17 protein-coding genes are annotated in these 17,909 nt (G+C 50.5%); 6 read left to right on the top strand and 11 right to left on the bottom strand.

The window, feature by feature from the left end; all coding sequences use genetic code 11:
• Window positions 1–17 precede the first annotated feature (17 nt).
• Window positions 18–1,448 (bottom strand): type I glutamate--ammonia ligase, encoded by a 1,431-nt coding sequence (gene glnA / locus EJL91_RS05170; RefSeq protein ID WP_125140863.1) that lies wholly within the window; start codon window positions 1,446–1,448, stop codon window positions 18–20.
• A 1,144-nt stretch (window positions 1,449–2,592) separates the two neighbouring features.
• Between glnA and EJL91_RS05165 the strand changes: the two genes are divergently transcribed.
• Window positions 2,593–2,934 carry a hypothetical protein gene (locus EJL91_RS05165; protein ID WP_125140862.1) on the top strand — a complete coding sequence of 114 codons (342 nt, stop codon included), beginning with the start codon at window positions 2,593–2,595 and terminating at the stop codon, window positions 2,932–2,934.
• On the opposite strand, the gene EJL91_RS05160 is transcribed toward EJL91_RS05165, so the two are convergent.
• From EJL91_RS05160 to EJL91_RS05140, 5 genes are all read right to left on the bottom strand, one after another.
• Entirely contained in the window at window positions 2,904–4,652 is a 1,749-nt protein-coding gene (locus EJL91_RS05160; protein WP_125140861.1) for an NADH-dependent [FeFe] hydrogenase, group A6, read from the bottom strand. The genes EJL91_RS05165 and EJL91_RS05160 overlap by 31 nt on opposite strands.
• A gap of 15 nt (window positions 4,653–4,667) precedes the next feature.
• On the bottom strand, window positions 4,668–6,455 hold the full coding sequence (gene nuoF, locus EJL91_RS05155; protein WP_125140860.1) for an NADH-quinone oxidoreductase subunit NuoF: 1,788 nt from the start codon (window positions 6,453–6,455) through the stop codon (window positions 4,668–4,670).
• A gap of 15 nt (window positions 6,456–6,470) precedes the next feature.
• The gene (locus EJL91_RS05150) at window positions 6,471–6,848 is read right to left on the bottom strand and encodes a (2Fe-2S) ferredoxin domain-containing protein (protein WP_125140859.1); all 378 of its coding nucleotides are present in this window, start codon (window positions 6,846–6,848) and stop codon (window positions 6,471–6,473) included.
• Between the two features lie 62 nt (window positions 6,849–6,910).
• Window positions 6,911–7,468 (bottom strand): ATP-binding protein, encoded by a 558-nt coding sequence (locus tag EJL91_RS05145; RefSeq protein WP_125140858.1) that lies wholly within the window; start codon window positions 7,466–7,468, stop codon window positions 6,911–6,913.
• 31 nt (window positions 7,469–7,499) lie between these two features.
• A complete protein-coding gene (locus EJL91_RS05140; RefSeq protein ID WP_125140857.1) occupies window positions 7,500–7,994 on the bottom strand; it encodes an NADH-quinone oxidoreductase subunit NuoE family protein in 495 nt (164 codons plus the stop codon).
• Between the two features lie 163 nt (window positions 7,995–8,157).
• Between EJL91_RS05140 and EJL91_RS05135 the strand changes: the two genes are divergently transcribed.
• The 5 genes from EJL91_RS05135 to EJL91_RS05115 are packed head-to-tail and all read left to right on the top strand — an operon-like array spanning window position 8,158 to window position 11,422.
• Window positions 8,158–8,508, top strand: coding sequence for a DRTGG domain-containing protein (locus EJL91_RS05135; RefSeq protein ID WP_330627897.1), 351 nt, complete (start codon window positions 8,158–8,160; stop codon window positions 8,506–8,508).
• Entirely contained in the window at window positions 8,508–8,933 is a 426-nt protein-coding gene (locus tag EJL91_RS05130) for an ATP-binding protein (RefSeq protein WP_125140856.1), read from the top strand. Before EJL91_RS05135 ends, EJL91_RS05130 begins: the two co-directional genes overlap by 1 nt.
• Window positions 8,934–8,963: 30 nt before the next feature.
• A complete protein-coding gene (locus tag EJL91_RS05125) occupies window positions 8,964–10,376 on the top strand; it encodes a [Fe-Fe] hydrogenase large subunit C-terminal domain-containing protein (protein WP_125140855.1) in 1,413 nt (470 codons plus the stop codon).
• Window positions 10,354–10,704 (top strand): hypothetical protein, encoded by a 351-nt coding sequence (locus tag EJL91_RS05120; RefSeq protein WP_125140854.1) that lies wholly within the window; start codon window positions 10,354–10,356, stop codon window positions 10,702–10,704. Before EJL91_RS05125 ends, EJL91_RS05120 begins: the two co-directional genes overlap by 23 nt.
• 1 nt (window position 10,705) lies before the next feature.
• Window positions 10,706–11,422, top strand: a complete 717-nt coding sequence (locus EJL91_RS05115; protein WP_125140853.1) for a PHP domain-containing protein — start codon at window positions 10,706–10,708, stop codon at window positions 11,420–11,422.
• Between the two features lie 95 nt (window positions 11,423–11,517).
• On the opposite strand, the gene EJL91_RS05110 is transcribed toward EJL91_RS05115, so the two are convergent.
• From EJL91_RS05110 to EJL91_RS05090, 5 genes are all read right to left on the bottom strand, one after another.
• Window positions 11,518–12,738: a M20 metallopeptidase family protein gene (locus EJL91_RS05110; RefSeq protein ID WP_125140852.1), complete on the bottom strand. Its 1,221-nt coding sequence runs from the start codon at window positions 12,736–12,738 to the stop codon at window positions 11,518–11,520.
• Between the two features lie 30 nt (window positions 12,739–12,768).
• Window positions 12,769–14,157 carry a Na+/H+ antiporter NhaC family protein gene (locus tag EJL91_RS05105; RefSeq protein WP_164516749.1) on the bottom strand — a complete coding sequence of 463 codons (1,389 nt, stop codon included), beginning with the start codon at window positions 14,155–14,157 and terminating at the stop codon, window positions 12,769–12,771.
• A gap of 108 nt (window positions 14,158–14,265) precedes the next feature.
• A complete protein-coding gene (locus EJL91_RS05100; protein WP_125140850.1) occupies window positions 14,266–14,991 on the bottom strand; it encodes a gamma-glutamyl-gamma-aminobutyrate hydrolase family protein in 726 nt (241 codons plus the stop codon).
• A gap of 226 nt (window positions 14,992–15,217) precedes the next feature.
• Window positions 15,218–16,168 carry a LysR family transcriptional regulator gene (locus EJL91_RS05095; RefSeq protein ID WP_125140849.1) on the bottom strand — a complete coding sequence of 317 codons (951 nt, stop codon included), beginning with the start codon at window positions 16,166–16,168 and terminating at the stop codon, window positions 15,218–15,220.
• A gap of 161 nt (window positions 16,169–16,329) precedes the next feature.
• Complete coding sequence (locus EJL91_RS05090; RefSeq protein ID WP_125140848.1) at window positions 16,330–17,697, bottom strand: MATE family efflux transporter; 1,368 nt, start codon at window positions 17,695–17,697, stop codon at window positions 16,330–16,332.
• Window positions 17,698–17,909: the final 212 nt, after the last annotated feature.

Below are 17,909 nucleotides of genomic sequence, written 5' to 3'. Positions count from 1 at the left end.
ATCACTCACAGCAAATCCTACAAATCATAATACATCTTAAACTCCGCCGGATTCGGAATCTGCTCCATCTCCGCCAGTTCTTTCCTTTTCTGCTCCAGCCAAATCTCAATCAGCCTTTCGGGGAATACGCCTCCGGCTGTCAGGTACTCATGGTCGGTTTCCAGCGCATCCAGTGCCTCACCCAAGGATTTCGGCAGTCCTTTGATTTTTTTCTTCTCCTCCTCGGTCAGATGATACAGGTTAAAGTCATACGGTCCCCAGCCATTTTCATGAGGATCAATCTTATTCTTAATTCCATCCAGTCCAGCCATCAGAAGGGCGGCATAGGCATAATATGGGTTTGCCGTGCCATCCGGGTTTCTGATCTCGAAGCGTTTTGTATCAGGAGACTTTGCGTAAGCCGGGATACGGATTACGGCGCTTCGGTTGGAGGTTGCATATCCAATAGTTACCGGCGCCTCATATCCGGGAACCAGACGCTTAAAGGAGTTGGTGGATGGGTTGGTAAAGGCGCACAGGGAAGCAATATGCTTCAGCAGTCCTCCCATAAAATAATGGGCAGTTTCACTGAGACAGGAGTAGCCGTTTTCATCATAGAAAATGGGCTGGCCGTCTTTCTTCAGCAGCATATGTACATGCATGCCGTTACCGGCTTCTTTATAAATGGGTTTCGGCATGAAAGTAGCCGTCTTTCCTTCTTTTGCCGCTGTATTTTGAATCACATATTTGATAATCATCGTGTTATCGGCCATAGTAACGAGATCGCCAAGTTCGACTTCGATCTCCATCTGGCCGGGGCCGCCGACTTCGTGATGGTGGTATTTCACCTTCACGCCCCAGTCCTCCAGCGCCAGACACATCTTATTTCTTATGTCAAAACCGATATCCTGCGGGGCAGTTGCGTGATAACCGCCTTTGTATCCGACTTCATAGCCGTTGTTGGGGATATCATCGCGTCCGCTGTTCCACTCGGCCTGTTTTGTATCTACCGTATAGGAGCTCTTCTGCGGAGTAACCTGATAGCTTACATGATCAAAAAGATAGAATTCAAATTCCGGGCCAATTAACATCTCGTCGGCTATTCCCTGTTCCTTCATATACTCCACGGATTTCTTACATACATTCTTGGGGTACTGATCAAAAGGAATATTCTTATCCTTGCCAATGACACATACATCACCACTCATGGTGAGAGTAGGAATTTCAGCGAAAGGATCGACAGCGGCAGTATCCGGATCCGGAATAAATACCATATCACTTTTTTCAATAGGAGCAAAGCCGTAATTAGAACCGTCAAATCCAATTCCATAGGTGAAGGTATCCTCGGTAAAACGGGCAACGGGAATCGTTACGTGATGCCATCTTCCGTTGATGTCAATCATCTTGAAATCAATCATCTTAATCTGGTGCTCTTCGCACATATTACGTACATCAATACTTGTTCTCATAAGACATCTCCTTTGCTGTTTGTGTTTTTTTGCTATATTTTTAATAATATTATATACTTATTTGTGCAAAAAGTATAATGCTAATTGACTATAACCTTATAGCTGTTAGGAATAAGGTTATAGTTAATTAGTCAGGGAATGATCTGTATAGTTCAGCTGAATAGGGATTTAATTGAGATGCGAGGACGCCTCTGTAAGACGGCGGACGGGGGAGTGGGAGGTTGTTTATGAGTCTTCAGTCCCGGTTAGTAGGGTGTGGTGAGGGGGAATCCAGGAGAAAAAATTCCTACGGGGACTCGCTTCCGCTTGTGGAATGCGCAGCGGATGCTAGCTTCGTGAGAAACCTCAGCAAGCACCGGCGGATTCCAAGGTCTCCCTTCGGAAAGTTTTCTCCTTCCTTCCCCGGCCAGGTTGTCGGCGGGACTGAAGACTCAGCGAAGGTATTGCCCCGTCCGCCGGCTTCAGGGGCTGATTGTCTCTTTCGTCAAGTGTGGAGGTGGTATTGTCGCGGCCACGATATAGTCGTGATTCTTTTACATTCTGATGATATCTTGGGTTGCATTAAAAGAGTATCAAAATAAACACTCTAAGATTATAAGATTATAAGTTTACATAGTCTCATAGCGAACAGGATGTAGTTTTCAGTGATCCAGAGAAACGTAGTGGCAGCGACAAGCGCCTCCCCCCATTGAAGAAATAGGACAGATCAGCCGCCGCAGGCCGGGGGCCGGGCAGCCGTCCGCCGGCTTCAGGGGCTGATTGTCTCTTTCGTCAAGTGTGGAGGTGGTATTGTCGCGGCCGCGATATAGTCATAACTATTTTACATTCTGACGATATCCTGGGCTGCATAAAAAGAGTATCAGAATAAACAGTCTAAGATTATAAGATTACAAGTTTTCATAGTCTCATAGTGAACAGAATGTAGCTTTCAGGCATCCAGAGCAACGTAGTGGCAGCGGTAAGTGCCTCCCCCATTGAAGAAAAAGGACAGATCAGCCGCCGCAGGCCGGGGGCCGGGCCGCTATCTTCGCGGAGTCTTTCGTCCCGGCCATAACCTTCCTGCGGGGAAGAAGGGAGAAAAAGATTCCGGAGGGAACCTGGGAGTTCATTGGTACTTACCGAGGTCTTTTCGAGGTTAGTACCAATGTACTCCAACGAGCGCAAGCGTTTCCCGCAGGAACTTTTTCTGCCCGGATTCCCCGCCCGCGACAATCTGACGCCCGGGACGAAAGACTCATCGATCCCCCTCACCACCCCGGTCCCCGGCCTGACGGCGGCGTCCTCATTTCTCAATCAAATCCCTATCCCACACATAAGGAGAGGGCAGGCACACCATAAAAGTGTACCTGCCCTATTTATAACCGCCGCTTTTGAGGGAAGCGCGGATATGGCTGATGCTGAACTGAATCAGACGATTCTGCAAAACTATATTCTGTTAATCTATATTCCGTCAATCTATATCTCGTTAATCCGCCTCTTCACATAACTCGTATGCAGCAAATGATGAGCCCTTGCGCTGCCCGGCTCCCCAAGATAAGTTGCATACAGTTCCTTAATGGCCGGATTCTCATGTGATTTACGGATTGTATTAGCCTTATCGGCGTCGTAAAGCACCTTTGCGCGCAGTCCGCGGATGTCGACGGTGTTGCGCACGTGGCCCGGCTGCTGGGGCTGTCCGCCGCCGTTTACACAGCCGCCCGGGCATCCCATGATCTCGATGAAGTGGTAAGAGGCCTCGCCTGATTTGACCTTATTCAGGAGTTCTCTGGCATTGCCGAGTCCGGAGGCTACAGCCACCTTTACGTCCATACCGGCTACATTGTAAGTGGCTTCCTTGATGCCTGCCGTACCGCGGACATCGGTAAAGTCGAGTGCTTTTAATTCTTCCCCGGTCAGGGTCTCCACCGCCGTACGGAGAGCTGCTTCCATAACGCCGCCCGTTGCGCCGAAGATAGTGGCGGCGCCGGTGCTGAGCCCCATCGGTGTATCGTAGGAGTCATCCTCGAGCGTGGTAAATTTAATTCCGGCTTTGCGGATCATTCGGGCCAGTTCTCTCGTTGTCAGGGCGATGTCCACATCCGGCATTCCGTTGGCATCCTGGTCGTCACGGCCGATTTCGAATTTTTTGGCCGTACACGGCATGATGCTGACCGATACGATGTCTTTGGGGGCAATGCCGGCTTTCTCGGCATAGTAGGACTTCGCGATGGCGCCGAACATCTGCTGCGGTGATTTGCAGGATGACAGGTTTTCCGTCATATCCGGGAAATAGTGTTCGCAGTATTTGATCCAGCCCGGTGAACAGGAGGTGATGAGCGGAAGGACTCCGCCGTTCTGAACACGGTCAAGGAATTCGTGGGCCTCCTCCATAATTGTTAAGTCGGCGCTGAAATCGGTGTCGAATACCTTGTCAAAACCCAGCATCTTCAGCGCGGAAACCATCTTTCCTTCCACATTGGTTCCGATCGGATAGCCGAATTCTTCGCCAAGGGCGGCGCGCACGGCGGGAGCCGTCTGGACAATGACATGCTTGGTTGGATCGGCAATTGCTGCAAATACTTTATCTGTAAAATCTTTTTCCTGAAGTGCTCCTGTTGGACAAACGGCAATACACTGGCCGCAGGAAACGCAGCTCGTTTCGCCCAGTCCCATATTGAATGCGGAACCGATGTTGGTTGCAAAACCGCGCTCATTGGCGCCGATTACGCCGATCCCCTGCACATTCTCGCAGACTGCCGAGCAGCGGCGGCACAGGATGCATTTGCTGTTGTCACGGAGCATATGGGCTGCGCTGTCATCGATCTCGGACGGTGTCTTCTCGCCGTCGTAAAAAGCTTCATCGTCCACGCCCAGCTCACGGCAGAGCGCCTGAAGTTCGCAATTTGCGCTGCGCACGCAGGACAGGCATTTTCTCTCGTGGTTGGAGAGGAGAAGCTGCAGTGTCTTCTTTCTGGAATCCAGCACCTGAGGCGTGTTTGTCCACACCTCCATGCCCTCATTGATTGGGTATACGCAGGAAGCAACCAGAGTTCTGGCTCCCTTTACTTCCACAACACAGATGCGGCATGCGCCGATCTCATTGATTTCCTTTAAGAAACACAGGGTAGGAATCTCAATGCCTGCCAGGCGGGCTGCCTCCAGAATAGTGGAGCCGGCCGGTGCGGTAACTGTCCTGCCATTGATTTTAATTGTAATATCCGCCATTTGATTCTTCCTCCTCTATTTCTTGTAAATTGCGCCGAAATGGCATTTTTCCATACATGCACCGCACTTAATACATTTTTCCGTGTCAATGATGTGCGGGTTCTTAACGGTTCCGATAATGGCGCCCGCCGGGCAGTTCTTGGCGCAGAGCGTACAGCCGCGGCATTTGTCACGGTCGATGACGTAAGAGAGGAGAGCCTTACATACGCCTGCCGGACAGCGTTTTTCTTTGATATGCGCTTCATACTCGTCGCGGAAATAATGAAGTGTGGAGAGCACCGGGTTCGGCGCCGTCTGGCCCAGGCCGCAGAGCGAGTTGTTCTTAACGTAGTAGCAGAGAGCCTCCAGCTTGTCGATGTCTTCCATCGTAGCCTGTCCCTTTGTAATTTTAGTGAGTATTTCCAGCATCCGTTTTGTGCCTATACGGCATGGCGTACATTTACCGCAGGATTCCTCCACCGTGAATTCCAGGAAGAATTTGGCGATGTCGACCATACAGTCGTCCTCATCCAGGACAATCAGGCCGCCGGATCCCATCATGGAACCAATGGAAATCAGGTTGTCGTAGTCGATCGGGATATCGAAATGCTCTGCCGGGATGCAGCCGCCGGAAGGTCCGCCCGTCTGTGCGGCTTTGAATTTCTTGCCGCCCGGGATTCCGCCGCCGATCTCTTCGACGATTTCGCGGAGCGTTGTTCCCATCGGAACTTCCACGAGACCCGTATTATGTATCTTGCCGCCCAGGGCGAATACCTTGGTGCCCTTTGATTTCTCCGTACCCATGGAGGTGAACCACTCGGCTCCGTTTAAGATAATCTGCGGGATGTTGGCAAGTGTCTCAACGTTATTTAAGATGGACGGTTTTCCAAAAAGGCCTTTCTGTGCAGGGAACGGAGGTCTTGGCCTCGGCTCACCGCGTTTGCCCTCGATGGAGGTCATAAGGGCCGTTTCCTCGCCGCATACAAAGGCGCCGGCGCCGAGGCGCAGGTCGATGTCGAAGGAGAATCCGGTTCCGAAAATGTCATTGCCGAGAAGCTCCATTTCACGGGCCTGGGCAATGGCAATCTTAAGCCTCTGTACTGCGATCGGGTACTCGGCCCGGACGTAAATATACCCCTGTGTTGCACCGATGGCGTAGCCTGCAATGGCCATGGCCTCAAGTACCGCGTGGGGATCGCCCTCTAATACGGAACGGTCCATAAATGCGCCGGGGTCGCCCTCGTCGGCGTTGCAACAGACGTACTTCTGGTCGGCGTCATTGGCCTTCGCCAATTTCCATTTGAGGCCGGTCGGGAAACCGGCTCCGCCGCGGCCGCGCAGTCCGCTGGCAAGAAGCGTTTCGATGACATCATCGGGCGTCATCTCGGTCAGAACCTTTCCAAGGGCTTCATAGCCGCCGGTACCGATATATTCCTCGATAATTTCAGGATTGATAATACCGCAGTTTCTCAGCGCAATCCTGTGCTGTTTCTTATAGAAATCCGTATCGGTCAGGGCTTTGATTCCGGCCGGTGTGACGGTTTCGCTGTATAGGAGCCTGGTGACAATACGGCCCTTCAGTAAATGTTCGGTGACGATTTCCGGGATATCCTCGTTCTTTACCATCGCATAGAAGGTGGCATCCGGATAAACAATCATGATCGGACCAAGTGCACAGAGGCCGTGGCATCCTGTCTGGACAACACAGACTTCCTCTGAGAGGCCGTTTTTATCGATTTCAGCTTTTAGGGTTTCCATAATCTGCTGGCTGCCGGAAGAAGTACATCCGGTTCCTCCGCAGACTAATACGTGTGAACGATACATCTGGCTTCCTCCTGTTTATTTGATATCTGCTGAATTTAATGTATATTTTTCTACCGGATGGCCGCCGATTAAGTGCCGCTCCACAACTTCAGCCGCTTTTTCCGCATTCATCTTAATATAGGTAACTTTTTCTTTGCCGGGCTCCATAACTTCCACGATGGGCTCATACTGGCAGAGGCCGATACATCCGGTCTGGGTAACCGTGACTTTGCCCGTCAGGCCCTTTTCCTGGACCAGGTTGGACAGGGTGGTTAATACAGGTCTTGCGCCGCTTGCGATTCCGCATGTAGCCATACCGACTACGACACGTGTGGAACCTGCCCCGCCTTCGCGTAAGTTTACCTGATTCTGCATCTTTTCACGGATTGCTTTCAATTCTTCAAGGCTCTTCATAGATTTTTCCTCCGTTGCCGGCGGTGAAAAGTCCTCCGCTTTTCATCGCGCTTCCAAGACGCCTAATAGAGGGCGCCGCCGTCAGTTTCAAGTTTGTTTTCCGTCAGATACTCCATTATATAGGAAGAGATTTCCGGTGAATCAAAGGGAAGATCTCCGAGAATCTCACGGAACTGTCTTGTGTCAAGGGTAAATGATTTTTCATTATAACGGTAGGTGTAGACAAAATCGGTATCCGGATGGTAGACAATCAGCGTATGTATGGTTGAGGTAATGTCGCCGAGGGGCATCCGGTCAATATGGGATAAAACAAAGGTAGCCGTCACATCGGTCCCCCTGCCTGGAACAGAGGAGATGGTGAAACTTCCGCCCGTGCTTTCCGCCGCATATTTGAAGAAAGGGACGCCAAGACCCACTTTACGGGTGGTCCGGCTGGTGAAAAAAGGATCCGTCACCTGACTTACCTGTTCTTCGCTCATGCCGCAGCCGTCGTCACAGATTGATATGGTTAAAAGGTCGGATGGAAAATCGGCCTCTACCGCAATCCGAACCAGTTTTGCGCCGGCTCTTGTGGAATTCTCAGCCACATCCAGGATATTGAGTGATAATTCCGTCATCATAATCTTATTTCACTTTCCGTTTTTTAGACTGTCATTCATATTTTGCGAGGATGGCCGGGATGTCATCCACAGTCAGTCTGCCGTAAACTTCGTCATTTATCATCATAACCGGGGCAAGGCCGCAGGCGCCTACACAGCGGCAGGAATCCAGTGAAAATTTGCCGTCAGGGGTGCATTCTCCGTTTGTGATGCCAAGCAGTTCTTCGATTTTCTTGAAAATTTCGCCGGAACCTTTTACGTAACATGCGGTTCCAAGACAGACAGAAACCCGGTACTGGCCTTTGGGCTGCAGGGAGAATTGCGAATAGAATGTGGTTACCCCGTAAATCTTTTCAAGGGGAATGCCGGTTTCATTGGAAATCATCGTCTGCACTTCGATGGGAAGATAACCGAAGATTTCCTGCGCATGCTGCAGAATAGGCATTAAAGCGCCATCTGTGTCCTTTAAATCGGCAATGACTTTCTTTAAAGCGGCCTCCTGTTCTGGAGTGCAGGTAAAGCATACGCCTTCTTTTTTGTGGGACATGTTTTAACCTCCTTATGATTACTGAACTTTTTTAAATAGTTTAACATGGTCTTACAGAAAAATCCACAATATTTTTGTTGATAATTCCTATTTACGATGATATCCTAGATACAGGACTTTGTAAAAATAAAACAATTTTGCAGGAGGATGAGGAGGAATTATTATGATGACCGTAGAAGACGCACGCAGGGTCCTGGGAGCGAGGGTCCTGGTTGGGGAAGAATACCTGGATCGGGAAGTGAGAACTGCCTGCGGCGCAGATATGATGAGTGATGTACTCGCATTTTCCAAGGATCATTCCATTCTTTTGACCGGACTCTGCAATCCGCAGGTGATCAGGACGGCCGAGATGCTGGACATCGTCTGTATTATCTTTGTCCGCGGTAAGAAGCCGGATCAGCTTATGCTGGATTTGGCAAAGGAGACCGGCCTTGTTATTATGGAGACGGGACACAGGATGTTTTCTGCCTGCGGCATGCTCTATGAAGCAGGCCTGCGGGGAGGTGCAATCTGATGGATGATGTGATTACACTGCAGTATAAGGTATCTCCCGATGACTTCACAAGGGCGGGAGAGGCCAGCAGTGATGTTAAGAATAAGTTAAAACAACTGGGCATCAGTCCCAGCGCCATAAGAAAAGTAGCGATAGCCATGTACGAGGGAGAGATCAATATGGTCATCCACGCTAAAGGCGGGGATATTACGGTGGAGGTGTCGCAGGAGTCCATAAAGATGGTCCTGGCTGATGTCGGACCTGGAATTCCCGATATCGAACTGGCTATGAAGGAGGGATATTCCACCGCCCCTGATGAGATCAGGAGCCTTGGCTTTGGAGCCGGCATGGGGCTTTCCAATATGAAAAAATATTCCGATTATATGGATATCCAGACAGAACTGGGAGTTGGAACGACGATAACGATGATTGTCAATGTTGCATAAAACAGTCTGTCCGGGTGAGGAGGGAAGGTTATGGATAAATTTTACCATTCCGTTCGTCTGGACCCGGAGCTTTGCAAGGGATGCATTAACTGCATCAAGCGATGCCCCACCCAGGCAATTCGGGTGAGAAACAGAAAAGCGCAGATAAACAGCAAGTTTTGTATTGACTGCGGCGAGTGTATCCGCGTATGTCCGCACCACGCAAAGCTGGCTCTTTATGATCCGCTGGATTCGTTAAAACAATATGAATATACGGTGGCCCTTCCGGCCCCGTCGCTGTACAGCCAGTTCAATAACCTGGACGACGTGAATATTGTGCTGAACGGCCTGGTTCTGATGGGCTTTGACGATGTATTCGAGGTGAGCGCGGCCGCCGAGATGGTCTCGGAAGCGACGCGGGAATACATAGCGGCCAATTATTCGGGTGCGCCTTTCATCAGTACGGCCTGCCCTTCGGTGGTCCGCCTGATAAGAGTGAAGTTTCCTAATTTAATATCGAACCTGCTTCCTTTAAAACCGCCGATCGAGGTGGCAGCGCAGCTTGCCGTTAAGAAGGCGATGGAGAAGACGGGACTGCCCAGGGAGAAAATCGGTATTTTCTTTATTTCCCCGTGTCCGTCCAAGGTGACATATGTAAAATCACCTCTGGGGACGGATAAGAGCGAGGTGAACCGGGTGCTGGCGATCAAGGATATCTATCCGCAGCTGATCTCCTATATGCAGACGGTCGATTCAAAGGCTCCGGATATGACGGAGTCGGGCAAGATAGGCGTAGGCTGGGGGAGAAGGAGCGGGGAGGCCGGAGGCCTTTTCACGGAGAGCTACCTGGCGGCCGACGGAATCGAGAATGTTATCCGCGTACTGGAGGACATGGAGGATCAGAAATTCTCCAACCTTAAATTCGTGGAGCTGAACGCCTGCAACGGAGGCTGTGTCGGAGGCGTCCTGACGGTGGAGAATCCCTATGTTGCGGAAGTTAAATTAAAATGGCTCCACAAATATATGCCGGTTTCCAGGAGCCATCTGAATGAAGACGCCAGGAACTGTGTCAACTGGACCCAGCCGGTGGAATTTGAGCCGGTATTCAATCTGGGTAATACGATGATGGAGAGCTTCTCCAGATTTAACCAGGTGGAGCGGATCTGCAAGAAACTCCCCGGACTGGACTGCGGTTCCTGCGGCGCGCCGACCTGTAAGGCGCTTGCGGAGGATATTGTGCGCGGCGAGGCGGATGAGAAGGATTGTATTTACCATCTGAGGGAGAATCTCCACAAGCTGTCCGAGGAAGTGACAATCATGGCGGACTGTATGATCGACGGGGAGAATTTCGGCGACGAGGCCGTCTATGTGCTCCGCGAATGTGTCCATAAAATTGCTGATGAGATGTCACGTCTTGAGAAGAATGCCAGGAGGATAGAAGATGACCTTAAACAATCTGATTGAGAAGCTGATTGAGAGCGGCCGTTTCGGGAAGGTCAGCGATGGGGCGGATCCGGAACGCGAAGTGACGGGCGTCTACTGCTGCGATCTTTTAAGCATTGCGATGGGACGGGCGCCGGAAGGCAGTGTGTGGGTGACCGTGATGGGCAACATTAACACCCTGGCGGTGGCGGCCCTGACGGATGTCTCCTGTATTATACTGGCGGAGGGCGTTTCACTCGATGAGACGGCTGCGCAGAAGGCAAAAGTGCAGGGAATTACAGTGCTCCGGACGGAGGACCCTGTTTTTGACGGAGCCCTGGAGGTTTACAGAATACTCGGGAGAAACTGACATGATGAATCTGTTTTATGATCTGCACATGCATTCCTGCCTCTCACCCTGCGGAAACGATGATATGACGCCCTATAATATAGCGGGAATGGCTGCGGTCAAGGGGCTGGATGTGATTGCCGTGACCGACCACAATTCCTGCAAAAACTGTCCGGCTGTGCTGGCGGCGGCCGGGGAGTACGGCATCCTGGCCGTCCCGGGGATGGAGATTAACACATCGGAGGAAGTTCACGCGGTCTGCCTTTTTAAAACGCTTGAGGCGGCGATGGAGTTTGACGCCTATGTCTACGGGCATCTGATACCGGTTACGAACAGGGAGGATATATTTGGAAAACAGGAGATTTACGACTGCAGCGATTGTGTCTGCGGCCATGTGGAGAATCTCCTTATCAACAGCACCGATATTTCATTTGACGGCCTGTGGGAACTGGTGCGCTCCTATGGAGGCGTCATGTTTCCCGCGCATATCGACAAGCCGACCAACAGCCTGATTTCCAACCTGGGTTTCGTTCCCGTGGACAGCCGTTTTACTGCGGCGGAGATAGCGGATATGGGGAAGTACCACACTCTTAAAAAGAGTAATCCCTATCTGGAAAAGTGCATCATTTTAAGCGATTCGGATGCTCATTACCTGGAAGACATCCATGAGCCAAGGCTGACGCTTTCCGTGGAAGAACGGTCGGCGGATGCGGTGGTGGATGCGCTGCTGGGGGGGTAAGAGGAATTAAGTATTGTACAAAGTTGTTTGATTTGGGTATGGTGAAAAACGCTGTCCAGTTTTGTACGGGACAGCGTTTTTTTTGCTTCTGCGTTTTACTCCTTTTCACCGCCGGCGCCGTTTCGCAGGTAGTTTACTGCGACGGCAGCCATCGTCCGGGTGCAGAGTTTGAGGAACGGTTCTTCCACCTGGAAGGTGGAACTGTGTTTTGGGGAACCTCCGCCGGTGCCGACCCAGACCATGCAGGAGGGAGCCTTCTGTGCGTAAAAACCGAAATCTTCTGCGCCCAGCAGCGGATGGTCGCCGGTAATGAGAAAATCATCGGGGAGACTGCCGGGAATCCCTTCGCAGATGGCGGAGGCGTTATCCCTCAGGGTATCGGTCACAAAAGCGGTGAACTGCCCGTCATTGTACACGGCGGGATAACCCTCGTGGAATGCACACTCGCAGCTTCCGCCCATCGAAGAGGCGATGCCGGTGGCTATGGTTTCTATCTGTTTACACATTGCGGTGCGTGATTCCTTTGTCAGGTTTCTGAGCATACACCGAAACTCCACATGATCCGCAATAACGTTGGAGGCGCTCCCTCCGGAAATCAGGCCGATATTCATCGTGGAACTTTCCAGCGGATCGATGTTTCTGGATACGATGCCGTGCAGGGCGGTAATGATGTGAGCGGCAATGTAGATAGCGTCGACGCCTTCTTCCGGAGTGGAAGAGTGTGCCGCGCGACCGCGGACGGTTACTTGATACCCGTCCGAGTAGGCGGTTAAATAATGACTGCCGATCAGGATTTGGCCGCGCAGGCTGTTCTCCACATGGAGGGCAAAACAGGCGTCCGGAACTTCGTCCATCAGACCGCATTTAATCATTTCACGGCCGCCGCCGCCTCTTTCTTCGGCGGGCTGGAAGACCAGTGTCACCTTTCCGCTCCATCTGTCCTTTGCCCGGTTTAATATCTCGGCCACCGTTAAAAGATTGGAAGTGTGTACATCGTGTCCGCATGCATGCATGACATTCGGCGTTTCTGAGGAAAAGGGGAGTCCCGTAGCCTCCTGGATTGGCAGTGCATCCATATCTGCGCGCAGTAAGAGGTGTTTTCCGGCCTTTCCGCTGTCTATGGTTCCGATAATGCCCGGTTCGCAGGGACTTTTCTTATAAGGGATTCCAAGGCGGTCCAGCTCACGCATGACCAGGAGGCCAGTCCGTTTTTCCTGAAAGGAAAGTTCCGGATGGCTGTGGATTTCATGGCGCAGGGCCAGGGCCTGCTGCTCCAGTTCATCCGATAATTTCTGAATTTCTTCCATAATATCCATAATATAAAAACCTCTCATTTTCCAGATAAATTAAAATCCAATCGCTGTTCCGACAAAGATGGAGATAACTAAAATAACAAAGATAATGGCGTAGCAGGGCAGGAAGAAACGGTACCATCTTTTTAAATCCAGATTTGCCAGAGCCAGACAGGACATCAGGTTGACGCTGGTAGGAACCATCAGGTTCGAGAAACCGTCTCCGTACTGCAGTGTCAGGACAGCCATCTGGCGGGTGACACCGATTACATCACTCAGAGGCGCCATAATCGGCATAACGACGGAAGTCTGTCCGGAACCGGAGCCGATAAAAATGTTGATGAACGCGTTGGCAATGAACATTCCAATGGCTGCGAGGCTGCTGCCCAGGCTGTTTAACGGAATCGAGATATAGTAAACGATGGAATCCAGAACGCCGGATTTGTTTAAAATAACGGAAACCGTTGCCGCTAATATCATAAAGACCATGACGGTTGTCATGCCCTGAGTGCCTTTTACAAACCGTTTCATAATTTCATCAATGTCACAGCGGGCGAGCAATCCCTCCACAAAGGCAACGGGCAGCAGAATTGAGCTGAGCTGCAGATTGTTAAGGCCCAGGATGGGTCCGCCTGCGGCAAAGAAGATAAAAGCGCCGAAGAAAACGACGATGGATGCCACTTCCGACTTTGTCAGAAGACGGTATTCCTGATTCGAACCTTCGGAATATTCTTTGGAATTGACGCCGAAGTCGTTATCATAGCCAACCGGATTCTTTTGGCAGCGTTTCGCATAGTAAATCAGATAGGCGGAAACGATGCAGAGATTGATAACGGTGACAACTGCGCGCAGACCGGAACCGGAATAGGCCGGAAGACCTGCAATCTCCTGGCCGAGCACACCGGTCAGCGGATTGATTGGAGAAGTCATAAATCCGGTAAAGGATCCCATGATAACCAGGCCGACGGCAAAACAGCGGTCCGTTTTAAGCTGCTTTGCAATGGTGATGCCGAGCGGGATAAAGAGAACGACGGTGGAAATCATGGAACCGACGCACCCGATGAGTCCGGTTGCAAAAATATAGATCGGGATAATCAGCATGGCCTTATCTTTTAACCGGTGTATCATATTGCCCAGAGCGCGATCCAGCACACCGGTCGAATTCATAATTCCCATCAGGCCTCCAAAAATGGTGAGGGTTACGAATAATTTGCCGAACATGCTGTATGCCTGTTCTCCGATTCCGAGAATGACGTCAACCGGGGTTAGAAAAATCTTTTTAACGATGGCATAGGTTCCGGGAACTGCAATTTTACCTTCGTACTGGTAGGAACCGGATGGGATAATAAACGACAGTATGTAAACGGCCAGAATTACAATAAGAATAATGGTCCACATACTTGCAGGTTCTTTTTGGGCTTTTTTAACAACGTCCTTTTTCATATTCATCTCTTTCATGGCATCGTGACAGAGGGGCGGTGCCATATTGTCCTTTCTTTATTTTTACGTGTTTTGCGCTGAAACTGAATTTCTTTTTCAACGGTGCATTACTTATTTCTGAGCACGGCTGATCAAATCGGAAAACAGATTTTTCATGCACGGTACGGTCTCCTGCAATTCTTCCGGATGCCACTGCACGGCGAGCAGCAGGCCGTCCCGGCTTTCCACCGCTTCAACGACGCCGTCCTCCGTATGAGCGGACACCATCAGCCCTTCGCCGCATCTGTCGACACACTGGTGATGCAGCGTATTAGTACAGACTTCGGAAGTGCCGAGTACGGCTGCGAGACGGCTGTTGCCTTCCAGCGTGACTTTGTGCATCGGATAATCGCGATCCTGGAAGCTTTGTCTGTGCAGCAGAGTGGGAGCCGGAAAATCGGATAGATCCTGATACAGAGTTCCTTTAAGCGCAGTATTCAGAAGCTGCATTCCGCGGCAGACAGCCAGCAGAGGTTTCTTTGTCTCAATGGAGTGGAAGACCACTTTTGCCCAGATTTCATCTTCCCCGAGGTTAACCCTTCCCAGCAGAGGGTGTGGTTCCTGGCCGTAAAAGCGTGGATCCACATCTGCACCGCCCGGAAGTAAAAAACCGTCGCAAAGATTCAGCAGCCGATCAAATCTTTCGGAATCCCCCAGCAGCGGAAGGCCCACGGGAATACCTCCGGCCTGCTCGACTGCGTGGAGATAAGCGTTGTTGACATGCTGCATTTTGTGGATTGCCCCCGGCATCTGAGAGCGTGACTCTGACAGCATCACTCCGATTACAGGTGTTTTCATAGTATAACGTTCCCCTTTCAACTTTTATCATTTTGTTATGACTTCATAGTAGCATGGGTGTTTCGGATGCACAAACAACGTTTCCATGTGCCTTACAAAAAAAAGTTGTGCAGGCGGAGAATCCCTCTCCGGGGCAGTGCGATCCCGCCCAGAGGGCTTTTTTTATATCATAGGAGCACTTTCTATGATATAAAAAAATTCCGGCCCAGGGGGACGGAATCAGGGATTACGTCATGTCCTTGCCGGAATTTACGCACTCTTCAAAAGAGTTTCTGGAGAAATTAATGAATTGTTTTGTTGTCTGGGACAAAAAGCTGTTTTTAAGATACAGGATGGCTAAATCTTTTTGTGCATTTGGATAATCCCAGTAGAATAAGTGCAGTTCTTCCCGTTCCTTTGCAGTAAGCTGGTTTATATACAGTTCCGGGCAGATAGCCACACCGATTCCCCTGACACAGCAAATCAATACCGTAAAGATGTTGGAGGACTCCAGCGTAATCTGAGGCGTGATATTCTCTTCGCGGCAGCAGAGATCGAACAGGTTTCCAAGCCAGGTGCTTGAATTCATGTGGATCATGGGGCAGCGCTCGAACGCTTTCAGACGGTGGCTGGGAGAATCAAGAAGTTCTGCCTGCTCCGGGCCTGTGAAATACTGCTCAAACAGTTTTTTATTGACGGCGATAACGGTATGCTCTTTTCCTATGTTTTTTGACATGAGTCTCGGGTCATCGGGGAGATCATAGCCGAATATACAATCAACATCCCTTGTTTTAAGTGCTTCAATCAGTTTGGACAGAGGATTTTCTTTAACGAAAATCTGCACGTGGGGATATTGGCACATAAAGGCCGACGCCAGAGCCGGGATGATCACGCTGCTGCGCCGGGGAGAAACTCCGACAGAGAGTCTGCAGGCCTCCTCGCCCTTCAGGGAATCCAGTTCCTTGATCATTTCCCGCTCTATATCCATAATTTGTGAAAGATTGCGGTACATACATTCACCGGAGGGCGTTAAGGACATCGGCGGTTCACGGTTAAACAGCCTGGTATGGTATGTTTTCTCCAGGCTCTCAATCTGCTTGCTGAGTGCCTGCTGCGTCATGTACAGTTTTTTAGCAGCCTGGGTAAAATTCAGTTCATTGGCTGCGACAAGGAAATTTTTATAGTATTCCAGGTTCATTTGCCACCACCTTTAAAGGAATGATGATTCGGATATACATCAAATATCTGCAGTATTTATAAAGTAAAGTAACTTCCGTATAGATTTCATGTAAAATATTATAGCTGAAATGAAACGGGAGTTCAATTGAGGGAGTTCAATTGGGGCATTTGCCCGCGGTGTCAGGAACTGCGCCCAACTGCCCCCGATTTTCTTAAGAACCTGGCCAGCACGAAGACCGACAGGACGGCCAGAATAACTTCCGCAATAACCTGGGCAAAAGGAAGCCCGTAGAGCGGGAAAAAGTGGTTCAGGACGTAAAGCAGCGGAATCTCCAGAATTACCTTGCGGGAGATGGCAAAAAACAGAGATTCTTTGCCCATTCCCACGGCCTGGAAGGTGCCGACCGCCATGAAATCCACGCAGAGGAAAGGGAGCGCCAGACAGAAGCCTCTTAAAAAGTGGGTTCCGTAAGCAACGGTTTGTGCATCCTCGATGAAAAAACGGGTCAGCGTCCCGGCGGAGAAATAAAAAATCACGGTCACGGCGGCTAAAAAGGACAGAGCAATCTTCTCGGCAAAAAAGAGAGCTTCTTTCATCCTCTTCCTGTTTCCGCTGGCGTAGTTATAACTGATTAAAGGCATCAGGCCCTGGGATAGTCCCATTGCCACATACATCGGCACCATGTTCACCTTCTGACAGATTCCCATGGCTGCAAGGGCGGTGGCGCCGTAGGAGGCGGTAAAGTTGTTGAGAATCGTCGTTCCCGTCACATTTAAAAGGTTCTGGATGGAAGCGGGGATGCCAACGGAACAGACCCCCGTTATAATTTCACGGTTCAGCTTCAGCGATTTCGGGGAGATGCTGATACAGGTGGTCTTTCTTCTCACAAACAGATAAACCAGGAAATAGACCAGGGCAAAACAGTTGGAAAGGCAGGTTGCCAGGGCGGCGCCGACGGCGCCCATATTAAGTCCCCAGGGCAGGATGAAAATCGGATCCAGCACAATATTTAAAAGACAGCCGCTCATTGTTCCGATACTGGCGTGAAGCGCGGAACCCTCCGACCGGATCATATAGGCCATCACGACGTTCAAGATGGCAGGTACGGCTCCGACGGTAACGGTCCAGTTCAGATAGCCGCCGGTAGGGATTCCGGTGACGGAATCGGCGCCCAAAAGAACGAGAAGAGGACCGCGGAGTACGGTGGTGAGAAGAGCAAAAAGCGCTCCGCAGAAAAACGCGCCGTAGAACCCGAAGGAGGAACTCTCACGGACGGTCTTAAAGTCTTTCCTGCCGAGGGCCCGGCTGATCATGCTGGAGCTGCCGACCCCAAACAGGTTATTGACCGCATTAAAAGCAAGCAGCATGGGGGCCGCCAGCGCCACCGCGGCGGTCTGGACAGGATTGTTCATCATACCCACAAAATAGGTATCGGCAAGGCTGTAGAGAACCGTGACGACCGAACTTAAGACAGTCGGGACCGCCAGGGTCAGAACGGCTCTGCCGATGGGGCAGGTTTCAAATAACTCTTCTCTGTTTTTATTCATAAAATTCATCTCCCGGTTTCCGGAAATTGATCCGATAATGTAAAAACTTTGGTAACGATAAAGGTACGGATCGTTACAATCTGTGACACAGTATATCATAATTTTTTAGCAAAATCCATACATCCTGTTTGTGACACGGAATCCGGGATTTTACACAAAATACGCCTGAAACAATAGGGATTTGGTGAATGTTTCCTTCTTTGAACCAGACA

The organism is Clostridium transplantifaecale, from assembly GCF_900626075.1.
In the GTDB taxonomy this organism is placed as follows: domain Bacteria; phylum Bacillota; class Clostridia; order Lachnospirales; family Lachnospiraceae; genus Otoolea; species Otoolea transplantifaecalis.
Note: the sequence above shows the minus strand (reverse complement) of the source record. Positions and strands in the feature narration are given on the sequence as shown.